Source organism: Longimicrobium sp. (assembly GCF_035474595.1).
Taxonomy (GTDB): domain Bacteria; phylum Gemmatimonadota; class Gemmatimonadetes; order Longimicrobiales; family Longimicrobiaceae; genus Longimicrobium.
Map to the genome: position 1 here is coordinate 1 of NZ_DATIND010000120.1, position 15,499 is coordinate 15,499.

Genomic DNA, 15,499 nt, shown 5'->3' on the forward strand with positions numbered 1-15,499 from the left:
CCCCCCCGCGTCTCTGCGTGCAAACCTTCTGTTTTTCGGCAGATGGATCACACCGCCGCGGCCTCGACCTCCACCGCGTTGTCGTAGAAGCTGGCGCCGCCGCCCAGGTCGGACAGACGCTGCGAGGTGGTGTCGTTCACCGTCGATCCATCCTCCGAGCGGCTGGCCCAGCGCACGCCGTAGCTCACCGCCACGCCCGGCCGCACGTCCTCCGTCACCACCGCGCGGGCGATGAAATCCCCCCGGTCGTTGAAGGTCCTCACCCGGTCGCCCTCCGCGATCCCGCGGACCGCCGCCTCGTTGGGGTGCAGGAGCAGCTTCGCCTCTCCCGCCGCCCGCGACAGCGCGGGCACGTTCACGAAGGTGGAGTTCATGAACGGGTGCTCGGGCGGCGACAGCAGCATCAGCGGGAACGCCGCCGCGCGCTCCGGCGCCGCCTCCACGCTCTCCGCGGGCGGGATGAAGGTGGGGAGCGGGTCGAGGCCGAGCCGAGCCAGCTCCGGCGCCACGATCTGGATCTTCCCCGTGGGCGTGCTGGGGTGCGGGTCGGCGTACGGGCGCCAGTCGCGCGGCACGTCCAGCCGCGCCCAACCCTCCTCCAGCAGCCGCTCGAGGGTGATGCCGCGCATCCACGGGTGCGCCGAGTCCAGCGCCTGGCGAATGAGGGTGACGTCGTCGTCGCGGAACGCGGGATCGTCCAGCCCCATCCGCGCCGCCAGCCGCCGGAAGATCTCCGCGTTCGGCAGGCTCTCGCCCACGGGGGCGATGGACGGGCGGTTCAGCGTGACGTACAGGTGGCCGTACGTGGTGTGGACGTCCCAGTGCTCCAGCTGCGTGGTGGCGGGGAGCACCCAGTCCGCGTAGTCCGCCGTGTCCGTGCGGAAGTGCTCCAGGACCACGGTGAACAGGTCCTCGCGCCGCAGCCCCTCGCGCACCTTGCGCAGGTCGGGGGCGACGGCGCCGGGGTTGGAGTTGTAGACGACCAGCGCCTTCACCGGCGGCCCGCCAACGCCCGCGTCGGAGAGGGTGAGCGCGTCGCCCAGCTGCACCATGTTGATGGTGCGCGTTCCCGGCGGCACCCACTCGGGCCGCTCCAGCGCCGCGCCATTCGGCTTGAACGCGCCGCTCACAGACAGCGTGGCCCCGCCGCCCGCGTCCCGCCACGCGCCGGTGACCGCGGGAAGGAGGGAGAGGACGCGCACCGCCATCCCCCCGCCCGCGTGGCGCTGCAGCCCGTAGTTCAGGCGGATGAAGGAGGGGCGCGTGGTGGCGTACGCCGCCGCCAGCGCCTCGATCTCCCCCTCCGCCAGGCCGACGGTCGGCGCGGCGCGCGCGGGAGACCAATCGTCCAGCACGCGGTCGCGCAGTGCCTCCCAGCCGACGGTGTGCGCGGCCAGGTAATCGAGGTCGGCCAGCCCGTCGCGGAAGGCGACGTGCATCATCGCCAGCGCCAGCGCCGCGTCGGTACCGGGGCGGATGGCGAGCCACTGGTCGCACTGCGCCGCCGTGCGCGTGCGGATGGGGTCGATGGCGATCAGTCGCGCGCCCCGCTTCCGCGCGCGCCGCAGCGCGGGCCAGAGGTGGGGATTGGACGTCAGCGTGTTCGTCCCCCAGAGCAGGACGAGGCGCGCGTGCTCGGCCTCCTCGGGCGTGGGCCCCAGCCGGTCGCCGTAGGTCGCCCGCCACCCCTCGCTCCCCGCCGCCGAGCAGATGGTGCGCGCCAGCAGGCTCGCGCCGATGCGGTGGAACAGGCGCCGGTCCATCGACCCGCCCTGCACCAGCCCCATCGTCCCCGCGTACGAGTAGGGGAGGATCGCCTGCGGCCCGTCCGGCCCGGAGCGGATCGCGTTCAGCCGCCGCGCGATGTCGTCCAGCGCCTGGTCCCACGTGGCCGGCTCGAAGCGCCCCTCGCCCTTGGGCCCGACGCGGCGTAGCGGGACGGTGAGGCGGTCGGCGTGGTAGGTGCGCTCGACGTAGCGGTTCACCTTGGTGCACAGGAAGCCCTGCGTCACCGGGTGCGCGGGGTCGCCCTGCACGCGCACGGCGCGGCCGTCCCGCACGTGCACCAGCATGGCGCAGGTGTCCGGGCAGTCGTGCGGGCAGGCGCCGCGCACCACGCCGTCGCGGATCAGGGGAAGGGGAGTCACGTCAGGATGCCGCCCGCTTGCGTTGCTCGCCGGGCCGGTTGGGCTCGCGCCCCTTTCGGGCACAGTGCTCCAGATAGACGTCGACGCTGATCTGGAACTCGCGCTCGAGATCTTCCACTCGCTCCGCCTCGAACGTGACGATATCGCGGATTCCCTCGACGCGCCCGTGCAGCACCCCGTCGTCCGCATCGAACTCGTACGAGGCCGTGTAGTCTCGATAGATCACGACGCGCGTCTCTGCGCTTCGCGCGGCTTCTGAGGCTCCACGCCGTCCTCGGCGCAGAACTCCAGATAATCGTCGACCGAGATGCGGAACTCGCGTTCGAGGTCGGTGACGTTGTCCGCGACGAAGGTCACGATGTCCTCGATGTCGTCGACGTGCCCGTGGAGCACGCCCTCGTCCGGGTCGAACTCGTAGCTCCCGGTGTAGCCCTTGTACTTCATGGCACGATCCCGTTCAGGATAAGGAAAGCGCGCACGTCGCGAACGGTGTACCGGTTCGCTTCCTTCTGCGGATGCGGCCGATGCAGGGTGACGCGGTGCCCGTTCATCGAGACCCGTACCCGGGAACCTGCTCCTTCCCGCAGCGTGGCCCCGTAGTACACCAGCATCGCAGCGATGTCACTCCACAATATGTTGGCGCGGGTCGGCTCTTCAAAGACCGCGGCCAGCGTTCGCTCGTGTCTGGAGCTCATCGTCCCCGGCAGGTAAGTGTACGATGCAGACAAAACGAGTGCGCACTCTATTCGTTTTGGGCTTCATCGCCACACCCTCCATCTTCCAGCTATCCGGACCGTTCCCGACATTGATTCTGAACCTTGCAGCGGATGCGTGCGCGGTTCATCGTACGTACAACCAGCGGGACTTCGTGGGCTGCGAGCGGCTCGGCATCGAGGCGATCACGCCGGGGGAGTTCCTGAGGAGGATAGGAGTCTATCGATGAGCACGCTCAGTCTTCGGCTTCCGGAATCGCTGCATCGCCGCGTGAAGGAGCTGGCGTTGCAGGAGGGGATCTCGATCAACCAGTTCATCGCGACGGCCGTGGCGGAGAAGATGGCGGCGCTGATGACGGAAGATTACCTGCAGGAGCGGGCCCGCCGCGGAAGCCGCGCGAAGTACGAGGCCGCGCTCGCGCAGGTCCCCGCGGTAGATCCAGAGGAATTCGACCGGCGGCCCTGAATACAAGCCGATAAAGTGGAGGGGCGCTCCGGATAGGGCGCCCCTTCGTGTTTCGTGGACGCGCAGGGCCGGCAACCGGATCAGGCGTTGGCGGTCGCGATCCCGACGGAGGAATCCATCTCCTGCGTGTGCGGCGCGGCGATCCAGGCGGCCAGCTCGCTGGGATGGAGGTCCCGAACCTCCCGATGGCGGTCCACTGCATCGGCGATCCTGCGCGTGATCCTCACCTGGCCCATCACGATCCCGGCGGCGCCCCTGGAGGACGGCTCGACCTCGTCGCGGGGGCGCACGATCCCGCTGCGGCGCAGCATCCGCTCCACCGCCTCGCCGACGCGCCCCACGGCCCCGCGCTGCCGCGTAGCCCGGCGGACCCATTCGGCCCGTTCGGGATGGAGCGCCATCCCCGCGGCCGCGTGCTCCAGCTCGCGCACCGCGAGGGCGGCCGTGCGCTGCGCCGTTGCGGGGACGTAGAACTCCCGCGCAAACCGCACGTACGCGCCGCCCGGGATCTGCTCCACCGTGGCCAGCGCGGACGAGAGCCCGCCGGCCAGCCGCAGCAGCGAGTCGCGCGGAACCACGGCGTTCAGGAAGCGGTTGCACGCGTTCGGCTCGCCGCCGCGCCCGGCCAGGAGCGCGGACGCGCCGCCCAGCCCGGCGCCGCTGACGCGGGCCCACAGGGCGGGAAAGCAGCCGCCGGGATCGTCGCGCCCGTGCGCCTGGGCGGCGTGGTCGCGCAGGTGCCGCTCGCACACCAGCGCGCCGCAGCCGCAGCCGCAGACCTCGCCGTGGAAGTCGCCGTCGAAGCGCCCCGACGGCGGCGTGCAGATCTCCAGCGTGCATCCGGCGTAGCCGCAGCTCCCCTTTTCCTCGGTGGAGATGCCTTCCTGCCAGCAGTAGAAGCACGACATGGCGCCTCCTTCAGGGTTGCAGCGCGGCCTCGATGCGCTCGCGCGCCTCCTCGGCCAGGCCGCGGCGCCGCACCGGGTCCGGCTCGGCGCGCGCGGCGCGGTTGAACCGGCCCAGCACCTCGTACACGCCGCGCATCCGGTCGCCGTACGCGTGGCCCTCGCCGTCGCGGAGATACGCGGCGAGGGCGGGGTCCGCCAGCACGGCCTGCATCCCCGCCAGCGTGAGCTGCAGCGGCTTCTCGCCCTGCTGCGGCGGGGCGGCGATGTAGGCGCGCAGCGCGTCCGCGTTCTTCTGCACCTCGGCGGTCAGGCTGCCGAACACCTTCTTCTCCATCTCCATGCGCCCGGCCGCGCGCTCCTCCTCCATCTCCATCCGCCGCTTCTCGCGCTCGCCCTTCTGCTGGCGGCCGAGCTGGATGAGGTTGGCCGCGACGCCGAAGAGGAAGCCGAGCACCGCCGTGACCAGGGCGAGCAGGAGGTCGGAGGAGATGAACGGCTCGGACGCGGTGGCGGCGTCGCTGACCAGCGACCGCGTGCGCCAGGTTCCGTCCGGCTGCAGGGCGCGAACGGTGGCCGCCAGCCGCAGCGCCCCCGTACGGCCGGCGCGGACGCACAGGGCCAGCGGCTCGTCGCCGCGCACGGTTGAATTCCACTCCAGCACGGCGCGCGCGTCCCGCGGCGGGCGGCCGCACCCCTCCGCGGCGCCGCGCCACCACAGCAGCCCCGCGGGGAGCGCGGCCAGCGACCCCGAGACCGCGAGCGCCTGAACGGTGTCGGGCGCGGAGAGCACCAGCAGCGCGGGAATCGCGTCGCCCGTGCGCACCGACGACGTGGCCAGGACGATCTGGCCGGTGGGGAGCGGCGCGGCGGTGGACTGGAAGACGAGGAGCGCGGCGGCGAGCGTGGTCATTCGGCGGCCTGGCGGGAAGGTGAGACGGCCCACCCCGACGCCAAGATAGGAGCGGAAACAGGTGCGGCCAAGCCGCCAGGCGACGCCCCGGCATCGGCATCGTCCGCATCACCGGTTCGCGGGAGCGGAGATGAACGGCGCGAGGCGCCCCGAACCTCGAGGCGCCTCGCGTCGTCCATCCCGACGATCCATCACCCGCTGATCATCTCCCCGAGATGGGGACGTTGAAGCCGGCCGTCATGCGGAAGGCCTGGAAGTCGCCGGTAAAGGTCCAGCGCGCCTCGGCGAACGGGCGCAGCGCGCTGCCGTTGATGCGGCCGCCGTCGATGCCGGCCAGCAGGTTGAAGCCGGCCTTCGTCTCGTCGCTCAGGTCGCCGTCGAAGTCGCGGCGCAGGAAGGCCGCGCCCCCGCCGCCGTACAGGCCGCCCAGCTGGTACGGCTTGATCAGCGCGTCGATGTTCGCCTGCCACTGCGCCGCGCCGTCGCGGTCGCCGAAGAACACGTCGAAGCTGGGCGCCAGCGCGATGGCCGCGCCCGGAAGCGGCACCGGGATGCGCGCCTGCGTTCCCACGCTCCCCTGGTCGTCGCGGAAGTCGGCCCCGCCGCGGATGCCGAACTCCACCGGCGCGCCGTTCCAGCCGTGGTCGCGGCGGCGCGGCCCGCGATCGTGGTCGCGGTCCCGCTCGCGCTCGCAGACGACCACGCGGCCGCCTTCGTAGCGGCGGCAGCGCTGCGCGTTCAGCGAGCCCGCGGTGAACACCAGCAGTGCGGCAAGTCCCAACGAGATGCGGCGCATGGACACTCCCTTCGTTGCCGGAAAACGGGGACACGCGCCCCCCGCGCGCGCCCACCCCCGGTCTGATGCCCCGTCGCCGCGGATGGTTGTAAGCCGCTTGCGCCCGCCGCCCCGCACCCCGAATCTCCTGTCCGTCGCTCTCGCACTCTCGCACCCTCGCACCCTCGCACCTCCCCTGCTCCTCCTCTACCTCGCCGCCGGGGGCGTCGCCGGCACGCTGGCGCGCTACGGCCTGGGCAAGTGGATCCCCACCTGGGCGGGGACGGACTTTCCCTGGCATACGCTGATCATCAACCTGGCCGGCTCGTTCGTGCTGGGCTTCGCCGTGCGCGCGTCGGAGACGATGCCGGTGTCGCCCGAGGTGCGGGGGATGGTCACGATCGGTTTCTGCGGGGCGTTCACCACCTTCAGCACCTTCTCGCTGGAGACGGTCGCGCTGCTGCAGGACGGGCAGTGGGGGCGGGGGATGGCGTACGCGCTGGGGAGCGTGGCCGCGGGGCTCGTCGCCATCCTGGCCGGGATGGCGGCCGCCGGCGCGGCGTTCCGCCCCAGGCTGTGATACCGGAGCTGGCGGCCGTGAGCGCCGATGGCGAGCGGGTCAGCCTCGCGCGGTTTGCGAGGCTTCCCGTGGTTGTTGCTGCGGCTTCAGCCGCCGGTGCGGAAGCCGGCCCCCGACCCGGTTTCCATTCTTTTCGGACAGACGGGAGATGATGGTCCTGAAGCGGGTTTACGCTGTATTGACGGCGGCATTCCTCGGGTGCGTGCCGATGTCGCTGAAGGCGCAGGCGCCGTCCCGCGCGGAGGCGGACTCGCTGGCGCTGCGGGCGGCGGGGCGCGGGCCGCAGTGGGCGGAGATCATGGTGATGGGCGGAACGGGGATGTACGTGGACACCGTGCACATCCGCCGCACCCCCGAGGCGATGCACCTGACGCTGCGCTGGGAGTACGCCGAGCCGATGTCGCTGGGCCCCGGCAGGCCCTACTACGGCGCCGAGATCGTGGAAGACCTGGACTGCGACCACGGCCGCGCGCGCGACCTGGAGGTGAGCGCGCTGGACCGGAACGGCAGGGTCTTCAAGACGGAGGCATATCCGCACCAGGAGTGGAAGACCTTCCAGGAGCACGCGTTCCTGTCCAGCATCGGCCGCCCGCTCTGCCTGCGCATCGGCACGATCCTGATGTTCAAGCAATGACCTGGCACCCACACCCTGCCCCCCCGACGATGAGACTCCGCATCCCCGCCCTCGCGGGCGCCGCCGCGCTCGCCTGCCTGGCCGCACCCGCCCGCGCGCAGGCGCCCGCCGGCCTGCTCCTCCCCGCGCAGGCGCGTCTCGCCGACGCGCGCATGCGGCCGCTCGCGCTGCGCCCCGCGGCCGATCCCGCGCGTGAGCTGGCGACGCGGATGCAGCCGCGCCCGCCGCACCTGTACTACTCGATCCCCCTCTCCGCGGCGATGGCGTTCGCGGGGGCGGCGGTGGGGTACGGCGTGGGGTTCGTGGGGCTGGACTGCAGCGACGAGGGCCGCGACTGCGGCAACGGACCGGACAACGCCGAGTACATGACCGCGTTCGCGGGTCTCGCGCTGGGCGCCGCGACCGGCGCGCACCTGGGCGGGCTGACGCACGACAGCAAGGGGAGCTTCCCGGCCACGCTGGCCGGCGCCGCCGTCGGCGCGCTCCCCATCCTGCTGACCGACCCCGAGGGCGACGTGGACACCGCCTCGATCGTGAGCCTGGTGACGGGCACCGCGGGCGCCGTGATCGTGGACTACGTCGTCCGCCGCCCGCGGCACTGAAGAAGCAGGCCGCACGCAAAGACGCCGGGCCGCGGAGTACACGATCTTCTCCGCGGCCCGGCGTCTCTGCGTGGAACCATCTCCGCTACGGCATCACCGCGCCGCGGTGGAGGCGCGAACGCCGCCGCTGCTGAGGTAGTCGAGCAGGAGCGTGGACATCATGCGGATGCCGATGGGGATGGCGTCGTCGTCGGCCTGGAAGGTGGGCGTGTGGTGGTCGCCCGAGGTGGTGCCCGGCTTCACCGTGCCCAGGCGGTAGAAGAAGCCCGGCACCGCGTTGGAGAAGAAGGCGAAGTCCTCGGCGCCGGTGGTCGGCGGCACGTCGAGCACGTTCTGCGCGCCCATCAACCGCACCATCGTGGGCCGCATCCGGTCCGACAGCTCGCGGTTGTTCACGGTGACCGGCGTCGTCCGCTGGTACTCCATGTCGTACGTCCCGCCGCCGCCCTTCGTCACCCCATCCAGGATCTCGCGCATCCGCCGCTCGATCTCGTCCTGCACGCGCGGGTCGAAGGTGCGCACGGTGCCCATCAGCGTGACGTCCGACGGGATGATGTTGAAGCGCTCGCCGCCGCGAACCATCCCCACCGTCAGCACGCTGGGCTCGAAGGGCGACAGGTTGCGCGAGCGGATGGTCTGCAGCGCCAGGATCGCCTGCGCGGCCATCACCACCGGGTCGATGGACAGCTGCGGCGACGCCCCATGCGCCTGCCGCCCGTGGATGTTCACGGTGAAGCGGTCCGACGCCGCCATGGCCGGCCCGGGGGTGTAGCCCACGTTCCCGGTCTGCATCTGCGCGAAGGTGTGCAGCCCGAAGACGGCGGTGGGGTGCCAGCGGTTGAAGACGCCCTCCTGCATCATCAGCTTCGCCCCGCCCTCCTCGCCCGGAGGCGCGCCCTCCTCGGCGGGCTGGAAGAGGAAGACGATGGTGCCGGGAACGCGGTCCTTCATCCCCGCCAGCACCGTGGCGACACCCATCTGCACGGCGGTGTGCACGTCGTGGCCGCAGGCGTGGCTCACGTCCACCGTCTTCCCCATGTACTCGCCGGTCGCGGTGGACCTGAAGGGATACGGCGTATCCTCCTTCACCGGCAGCGCGTCCATGTCCGCGCGCACGGCAACGACGGGCCCGGGCCGCCCGCCGCGCAGGATGCCCACCACGCCGGTGTGGGCGATGCCGGTATCGACCTCGAACCCCAGCGAGCGCAGGTGCGCGGCCACCAGGCGGGCCGTGCGGAACTCGCGGTTGGAGAGCTCGGGGTGCTGATGGATGTCGTGCCGCACGGCGATCATCTGCGGCGCGACGCGGGACGCGGCGGCGGCGACCGCGGCGTCCCACTGCTGCGCGGCCAGCGGCAGGGGCGCCAGCACCGCGCCGGCAAGCGCGAGCGCGCGAAGGACGGGCTTCATCTGCGTCTCTCGGGGATCGTGGATGGAGATTCGGGGGATATGTGTCGGAAGATGCTGCGAAGTGCGGAAGTGCGGAAGTGCGGGAGTGCCAAGCTGCGGAGCGCGGTCTCCGCCTCGCGCCCTCTCCGGCCGGCCAAGGCCGTCCACCTCTCCCGTACCGGGAGAGGTAGCTTGCGAGCATCTGCGCCACGGCTCGGCGTCCTGCCCGCCTGGCGAACCGCTTCACCCCGACTCTCCCGACACACCGCAGCCATTCGCGCGAGCCAGGTTGTGCAGGCCGCGCCGATGTTGCCCCGCCCCCTCGCCCGGTACGGGAGAGGGCGAGCGCTCTAAGGCGCGGGGAGAGGGCCCGCGGCGGGCACCGACTTCGTTCCGCACAATTACCGCGCGGCTCACCGATCCAGCGCACTCCCGCACTCCCACACTCCCGCACTCCCGCACTTCCTACGGCCCCGGCCTTGCATCGACTTCGCCCCAACCTGTTGCCGGAATGCGATTTCCGACGAGAAGGGCGGCCCGATGATCCAGCGCACCAGCGGAACTCCCCACGTGACCGGCGACGAGCTTCCCGAAACCCCACCGCAGCAGCCCCCCGCGCGCCGCGGGATCATCGGCCGGCTGATGCGGCGCAACCGGCTGCTCAGCGACCAGGAAGCCGACCTCCGCGCCCGCGAGTCCGAGCTGCTGGACCGCCTGGCCGTGGCGCTGGAGCGCTTTGGGACCGACGCCGACGCCGACGACCTGCGCCACTTCCGCGAGGCGCGCGAGGCGCTGGCCGGGCTCTTCCTGCTGGTCATCGCCGGCGAGTTCAACTCCGGCAAGTCCAGCTTCATCAACGCCCTCATCGGCGAGCGCGTCCTTCCCGAGGGGGTCACGCCCACCACCGACCGCATCAACCTCCTCCGCCACGGGCCCACGGTCACCGAGACCATGCTCGAGGCGTACCTGCTGGAGCGCACGCACCCCGCGTCGCTGCTCAGCGACCTCAGCATCGTCGACACGCCGGGGACCAACGCCGTCATCCGCGAGCACGAGGAACTGACGCGCGACTTCGTGCCGCGCAGCGACCTGGTGCTCTTCGTCACCTCCGCCGACCGCCCCTTCACCGAGAGCGAGCGCTCGTTCCTGGAGCAGATCCGCGCGTGGGGGAAGAAGGTGGTGATGGTGGTGAACAAGATCGACCTGCTGGAGAAGCCCGAGGAGCAGCAGCAGGTGATCGCCTTCGTGCGCGAGAACGCCGAGACGGTGCTGGGCGAGGCCCCCGAGGTCTTTCCCGTCAGCGCCCGCCTCGCGCAGCGCGCACGGGAGGCGGGCGACGAGGCGGGGTGGCAGACCAGCGGCTTCGCGGCGATGGACGACTGGCTGGTGAACACGCTGGACCAGCAGGAGCGCGTGCGGCTGAAGCTGCTGAACCCGCTGAACGTGGGGCTGCGGCTGGCCGGGCGCTACAAGACGCTGGCCTTCGAGCGGCTGAAGATGCTGGCCGAGGACGTGTCGACGCTGCAGAACATCGACTCGCAGCTGGCGGCGTTCCACCAGGAGATGCTGCGCGACTTCGAGCCGCGGCTGGGACGGCTGGACTCCATGCTGAACGACATGGAGCTCAGGGGGATGAACTTCTTCGACGACCAGATCCGCTTCGGCAAGATCCGCTCGCTGATGCGCTCCGACCAGATCCGGCGCGACTTCGAGCGCGTGGTGGTGGGCGACACCCCGCGCGAGATCGACGACGAGGTGGGACGCATCGTGGACTGGATCGTGGAGCGCAACCTGAAGCTGTGGCAGGACCTGGGCTCGTACATCGAGCGGCGCCAGATCTCGCGCCACCGCGACGGGATGATCGGCGAGGTGGGCGGCGGCTTCAGCTACAACCGCCAGGCGCTGCTGGACTCCATCGGCCGCACCAGCCGCGAGGTGGTGAGCAGCTACAACCGCGAGGCCGAGGCCCGCAAGCTGGCCGAGGAGGTGCGCACCGGCGCGGGGACGACCCTCGTCGCCGGCGTCGGCGCCATCGGGCTGGGGACGCTGGTGGCCACGGTGATCACCGGCGCGGCGGCGGACCTTACGGGGATCCTGATGGCGACCGCGCTGGCGGTGACGGGGCTGTACGTGATCCCGTCCAAGCGCGCGCACGCCAAGAAGGAGTTCTCGGCCAAGATCACGGAGCTGCGGACGCGCCTGAAGGAGGCGCTCACGCGGCAGGTGCACGCGGCCATCAGCGAGAGCACCGACAAGGTGAACGAGTCCATCGCCCCGTACCGCCGCTTCGTCATCGTCCAGCAGGACCAGCTGAACGAGGCCCGCAACGAGCTCGTCACCGCGGAGGACGCGCTGCTGCGGCTGCGGTCGGAGATCGAGGGACGATAGAGGGAAGTGCGGGAGTGCGGGAGTGCGGGAGTGCGGGAGTGCGGGAGTGCGATACACATCGAGGGCCGCCGGATCGTACCGGCGGCCCTCGATCGTTCGTGCTGTCCCCGGTACCCTGAATGAATTCAGGGGCTACAAAAGCACGAAGTCCCTGCGGGACTGCGGCGGAAATATTGGTGCGCGCTCTGAATGCCCGGCGAGATGAGCAGATCCGAGGGGCGAGGTCAGGACTGTCATCCCAACTCACGCACTCACGCACTCACGCACTTCCGCACTCATCCGCCCGAGCGAGCGCGAGCCCCGTAGGCGAAGCTCTCGATCACGCGGCCGGAGCAGGCGGAGCCGCCGAAGAAACGGCCGTCCTGGTCCACGCTGCGCTCGGGGCCCACCACGCCCTTCGGCCGCAGCGACAGGCAGAACTCGCCGTTCGCGTAGCGCTGGTAGCCCAGGCGGACGCTGGCCAGCGCCTCCCGCTGCCCGATCTTCGGCTCGATCTCCGCCAGGGTGGGCGGAAGGGTGCCGTGCGTCTCGCGGTATGCGTTCAGCAGGCGCCATCCGTCCTGCAGGACGAGGCGGGCCTGCGCGGCGGCGTTGAAGTCCGTGGCTTCCGGCGCGCACCTGCCCTCCACCAGCGTGCCGTCGTTCCGGATGCTCCGCACGGTCCCGCCGCTCGTGGCCTCCATGCAGAGGTTGTGCTGTGCCCACGTCACCACCGTGAGACCGACCCCGGTGGACTCCGGCGGATCCCACCCCACCCCGCGCAGGTCCTCCACGTCCGGGGCGTAGCTGCCGTGCTGGACGAGGTACACCTGCTGCAGCGTCCACGCCCGTTCCAGCATCGCGTCGGCCTCGCGTTCCGACGAGCGCGCCTCGCCGCCCGCGCGCTGCAGGCGGGGGATGACCAGCGCGGCGGCGACCCCCAGCACCACCATCAGGATCACCCCGGCCGCCGCGATCCCCAGCACCCAGTACACCACCTTGCTCCCCGACGGCGCCGGGCGCGCCGGCCCGCCGCCGAACGCGGGCGCGGCGTCGCGGAGCGGAAACCCGCACTGCGGGCACACGGCGGCGCCCGCGGCGACCGGGGACGCGCACTCGGGGCAGACGGTGGGCATGGAGACCGGGATGCGGTGCGCGGCCCCGTCAGGGCGCCAGGATGCTGAACGGGTAGACGGGGATGTTGCGCAGAACGGTGAAGACGATGAAGAGCCACAGGATCCCGCGCGCCATCCGCCCCGACAGCTGCACCGTGGGGAGCACCGGCCGCCCGGCGATGGCCTCCAGCCCCTGCGCCGCGATGGCCCAGGCGAGGAACGGCAGCGCCACCACGAACAGGCCGTTGTAGTCCAGCGCGGTCAGGATGCGGCCGTGCAGCAGCGCGTGCGCCGCCCGCAGCGCGCCGCACCCCGGGCAGTAGATGCCCGTGGCCACGAACAGGATGCAGCGCGGATAGAAGCTTACGGCCAGCGGGTTGTACCGGTACAGCACCAGCGCGGCAGGGGCCGCCGCCGCGATGGCGGCGGCGGCCCACAGCGCGCGAACCGGTGGAGCGGCGGCGCGGAGCTGCACCTCAGCTCGGCGCGCCCGCGCTGCCGGCGATGGCCGCCATCATGGCGAAGCCGTACAGCGCGCCCCAGATGATCCACGCCAGGATGCCGGCGCCGAGCGCGATCATCGACCACTTCTTGGCGTTGGCCGAGGCGGTGAGCGCGCCCTGGATGTCGCCCGCGTCGCGCTTGGTGTTCACCTGCGTGGCGTAGACGATGGACACGATGCCGAGCGGAAGGCAGCAGCAGAGCGTGACCAGGATGGCCTGCACCAGGTAGTTGGGGATCTGCTGCGGCGGCGGGCCGCCATAGCCCCCGCCCGGCTGCCCGCCGTACCCGCCCCCGCCGCCGTACGCGCCGCCCTGCTGCCCGCCGCCGCCGTACCCGCCGCCCGGCTGGCCGTAGCCGGGGCCGCCCGGCTGCGGACCGCCCGCGTAGCCGCCGCCGGTGTACCCGCCGCCGCTCGACGGCGTCTCGCCGTACGCGCCGCCGCCGGTGGAGCCGGTGGACCCCGTCGCGCCGGTGTAGCCGCCCGTGGAGCCCGTTCCGCCGGTGTAGCCGCCCGTGCTGCCGGTACCGCTCGTGGAGCCGCCGGCCGGGCCCGCCCCGGGCGAGAAGGGGTTCGCGTTGGAGGCGCCGGTGCCGCCGGGCGAGCCGGTGGTGTAGGTGGAGCTGGTGCTGGCCGGGGTCTCACTGCTGCCCGGGGTACCGGACGACGGGGTGCCGGAAGCCGGGGTGCCGGAGGCGCCGGTGGCACCCGCCTGGCGCGCCGGGTTGGGGCGCCCGCAGTTGGGGCAGTACGGCGAGTCGTCGGGGTACTGGTTGGCGCAGTCGGGGCAGGTCATGAGGGCCATGGATTGCTCCTGTGGGAAGGAACGTGCGCCGCCCTGAGAGCGGCGCGTGGTACCGGGTGGTCGGGTGCGTGGAAACGGGATCGGGCGGAACCGGGGGAGCGCACGGCTGGCTTGGCCGGAGCAGGGGTTGAAGATGAGCGGCCCCGCGCCGGTCCGCAAGGTGAACACCTGTCGCCTCCCGCCGCGTCCCGCCGCCGCGATCCCCAAGCGGCGCCCCGGCTTCCGCACCGCCGCGCTCCACGCACCCGCGCCGGACGACGCGTACGTCCCGCCGCGCGGGATGGTTTCGGACCGGCGGATCGGCGCGCGGCGGCATCATCCCCCACCGCGCGTTCCAACCTTTCCCCGCACGCGCCGCATCCAATCTCCCGAGCCTGACACCGGGGCGCCCACCCGCCCCGGCATCTCATCCCCCATCGACCGAAACTCCCGATGATCCGCATGCTCGGCACGGCGGCGACCGCCGCGATGATGACCGTGATGGCCGCGCGTCCCCACACCGGTCCGGTGGATGCGCACGCCGCCGCCGCGCGGCAGCAGGGCGACTTCCGCTGGAGCGGGCGGATCGCGAACGGCGAGCGCATCCAGATCAACAACATCGTCGGCAACATCCGCGCGGAACCCACCGACGGCGACCAGGTGACCGTCACCGGCGTGCGCGCCGGGCGCGGGGCCGAGCGCGTGCGCATCGAGGTGGTGCACCGCGGCACGGGCACCGTCATCTGCGCCATCTACCCCAGCGACGACAACGGCGGCTGGCGCCGGGACGATGACGATGATGACGACGATCGCGACAACGGCCAGCCGCGCGACGCCTGCAACCAGCGCGGGGGAACCATCCGCGACAACGGTCCGCGCGTGGACTTCACCGTGCGCGTGCCGGCGGGGGTGCGGCTGTCGGCCAACACCGTGTCGGGCGACGTGGAGGCCCGCGCGCTTCGCGGCCCGGTGCAGGCGCGCAGCGTGAGCGGCAACGTGCGCGTGGCCACCAGCGGGCCGGTGGAGGCATCAACCGTGAGCGGCAGCGTGGTCGCCACGCTGGGGCGCACCGGCGGCGAGGACCTGGACTTCCGCTCCGTGAGCGGCGACGTGACGCTGCAGGTGCCCGCCGGCATCGACGCGGACTTCGAGGCGCGCACGCTGTCGGGGAGCATCGATTCCGACTTCCCGCTGGAGCTCGGCCGCGGCGAGGAGCGCGGGCGGATGCGCATCGCGGTGGGGCAGCACGTGCACGGGACGCTGGGGCGCGGCGGCCCGGCCCTGCGCGTGCACACCGTCAGCGGCGACGTGGCCCTCCGCCGCATCCGGTGAGCGCGGTTGCGGGGCCGATTCAAGGAAAGACGTCAGCTGAGCAAAGATGCCGCCCAGAGAAAATGACGTCATCCTGAGGCCGGCCACGCCGCAACCTGTTTCAACGCAAGCATCTGCAGGCCGAAGGATCCATAATACCGTATCTGGAGATTACCTGTGCATTTCCGCTCAAGACTAGGGAGACGTCATCCTGAGGCCGGCCACAGTGCAAGCTGAATCTGCACAGGTATTTGCAGGCCGAAGGATCTATAGCCGGTGCCGCACGTTCGCTGAGG

Annotated in this window: 17 protein-coding genes; 6 read left to right on the top strand and 11 right to left on the bottom strand. The window is 71.9% G+C overall.

Translation table 11 applies throughout. The features are described from left to right. Positions 1–47 precede the first annotated feature (47 nt). Genes VLK66_RS21250 through VLK66_RS21265 form a run of 4 tightly spaced genes read right to left on the bottom strand, consistent with a single transcriptional unit; the run spans position 48 to position 2,842 of the window. Positions 48–2,129: a molybdopterin oxidoreductase family protein gene (locus VLK66_RS21250; protein ID WP_349260528.1), complete on the bottom strand. Its 2,082-nt coding sequence runs from the start codon at positions 2,127–2,129 to the stop codon at positions 48–50. 19 nt (positions 2,130–2,148) lie between these two features. After that, the gene (locus VLK66_RS21255; RefSeq protein ID WP_325311490.1) at positions 2,149–2,373 is read right to left on the bottom strand and encodes a type II toxin-antitoxin system HicB family antitoxin; all 225 of its coding nucleotides are present in this window, start codon (positions 2,371–2,373) and stop codon (positions 2,149–2,151) included. Beyond that, a complete protein-coding gene (locus tag VLK66_RS21260; protein WP_325311491.1) occupies positions 2,370–2,591 on the bottom strand; it encodes a type II toxin-antitoxin system HicB family antitoxin in 222 nt (73 codons plus the stop codon). The genes VLK66_RS21255 and VLK66_RS21260 overlap by 4 nt, the downstream gene beginning before the upstream one ends. After that, positions 2,588–2,842, bottom strand: a complete 255-nt coding sequence (locus VLK66_RS21265) for a type II toxin-antitoxin system HicA family toxin (protein WP_325311492.1) — start codon at positions 2,840–2,842, stop codon at positions 2,588–2,590. The genes VLK66_RS21260 and VLK66_RS21265 overlap by 4 nt, the downstream gene beginning before the upstream one ends. Before the next feature lie 136 nt (positions 2,843–2,978). On the opposite strand from VLK66_RS21265, the gene VLK66_RS21270 reads away from it, so the two are divergent. After that, entirely contained in the window at positions 2,979–3,326 is a 348-nt protein-coding gene (locus VLK66_RS21270; protein ID WP_325311493.1) for a toxin-antitoxin system HicB family antitoxin, read from the top strand. Positions 3,327–3,406: 80 nt separating this feature from the next. Here the strand turns inward: VLK66_RS21270 and VLK66_RS21275 are convergent, their stop codons facing one another. The 3 genes from VLK66_RS21275 to VLK66_RS21285 form a co-directional block, all read right to left on the bottom strand. Beyond that, positions 3,407–4,234, bottom strand: a complete 828-nt coding sequence (locus VLK66_RS21275; protein WP_325311494.1) for a hypothetical protein — start codon at positions 4,232–4,234, stop codon at positions 3,407–3,409. Positions 4,235–4,244: 10 nt separating this feature from the next. Beyond that, on the bottom strand, positions 4,245–5,144 hold the full coding sequence (locus VLK66_RS21280) for a hypothetical protein (RefSeq protein ID WP_325311495.1): 900 nt from the start codon (positions 5,142–5,144) through the stop codon (positions 4,245–4,247). Positions 5,145–5,346: 202 nt separating this feature from the next. Beyond that, positions 5,347–5,940, bottom strand: coding sequence for a hypothetical protein (locus tag VLK66_RS21285; protein ID WP_325311496.1), 594 nt, complete (start codon positions 5,938–5,940; stop codon positions 5,347–5,349). Positions 5,941–6,037: 97 nt separating this feature from the next. Between VLK66_RS21285 and crcB the strand changes: the two genes are divergently transcribed. The 3 genes from crcB to VLK66_RS21300 all read left to right on the top strand — a co-directional run bounded on the left by crcB (position 6,038) and on the right by VLK66_RS21300 (position 7,735). Then, positions 6,038–6,499 (top strand): fluoride efflux transporter CrcB, encoded by a 462-nt coding sequence (crcB, locus tag VLK66_RS21290; protein ID WP_325311497.1) that lies wholly within the window; start codon positions 6,038–6,040, stop codon positions 6,497–6,499. 148 nt (positions 6,500–6,647) lie between these two features. Then, the gene (locus VLK66_RS21295; RefSeq protein WP_325311498.1) at positions 6,648–7,133 is read left to right on the top strand and encodes a surface-adhesin E family protein; all 486 of its coding nucleotides are present in this window, start codon (positions 6,648–6,650) and stop codon (positions 7,131–7,133) included. Between the two features lie 29 nt (positions 7,134–7,162). After that, entirely contained in the window at positions 7,163–7,735 is a 573-nt protein-coding gene (locus VLK66_RS21300) for a hypothetical protein (protein ID WP_325311499.1), read from the top strand. A 93-nt stretch (positions 7,736–7,828) separates the two neighbouring features. Here the strand turns inward: VLK66_RS21300 and VLK66_RS21305 are convergent, their stop codons facing one another. Beyond that, positions 7,829–9,145, bottom strand: a complete 1,317-nt coding sequence (locus VLK66_RS21305) for an amidohydrolase (RefSeq protein ID WP_325311500.1) — start codon at positions 9,143–9,145, stop codon at positions 7,829–7,831. A 519-nt stretch (positions 9,146–9,664) separates the two neighbouring features. On the opposite strand from VLK66_RS21305, the gene VLK66_RS21310 reads away from it, so the two are divergent. Continuing rightward, positions 9,665–11,512, top strand: a complete 1,848-nt coding sequence (locus VLK66_RS21310) for a dynamin family protein (protein WP_325311501.1) — start codon at positions 9,665–9,667, stop codon at positions 11,510–11,512. A gap of 275 nt (positions 11,513–11,787) precedes the next feature. Here the strand turns inward: VLK66_RS21310 and VLK66_RS21315 are convergent, their stop codons facing one another. The 3 genes from VLK66_RS21315 to VLK66_RS21325 are packed head-to-tail and all read right to left on the bottom strand — an operon-like array spanning position 11,788 to position 13,913. After that, positions 11,788–12,627, bottom strand: a complete 840-nt coding sequence (locus VLK66_RS21315) for a hypothetical protein (RefSeq protein ID WP_325311502.1) — start codon at positions 12,625–12,627, stop codon at positions 11,788–11,790. 28 nt (positions 12,628–12,655) lie between these two features. After that, positions 12,656–13,081: a DUF2752 domain-containing protein gene (locus tag VLK66_RS21320; RefSeq protein WP_325311503.1), complete on the bottom strand. Its 426-nt coding sequence runs from the start codon at positions 13,079–13,081 to the stop codon at positions 12,656–12,658. A gap of 1 nt (position 13,082) precedes the next feature. Continuing rightward, a complete protein-coding gene (locus VLK66_RS21325; protein WP_325311504.1) occupies positions 13,083–13,913 on the bottom strand; it encodes a CD225/dispanin family protein in 831 nt (276 codons plus the stop codon). 432 nt (positions 13,914–14,345) lie between these two features. On the opposite strand from VLK66_RS21325, the gene VLK66_RS21330 reads away from it, so the two are divergent. After that, the gene (locus tag VLK66_RS21330) at positions 14,346–15,224 is read left to right on the top strand and encodes a DUF4097 family beta strand repeat-containing protein (RefSeq protein ID WP_325311505.1); all 879 of its coding nucleotides are present in this window, start codon (positions 14,346–14,348) and stop codon (positions 15,222–15,224) included. Positions 15,225–15,499 lie beyond the last annotated feature (275 nt).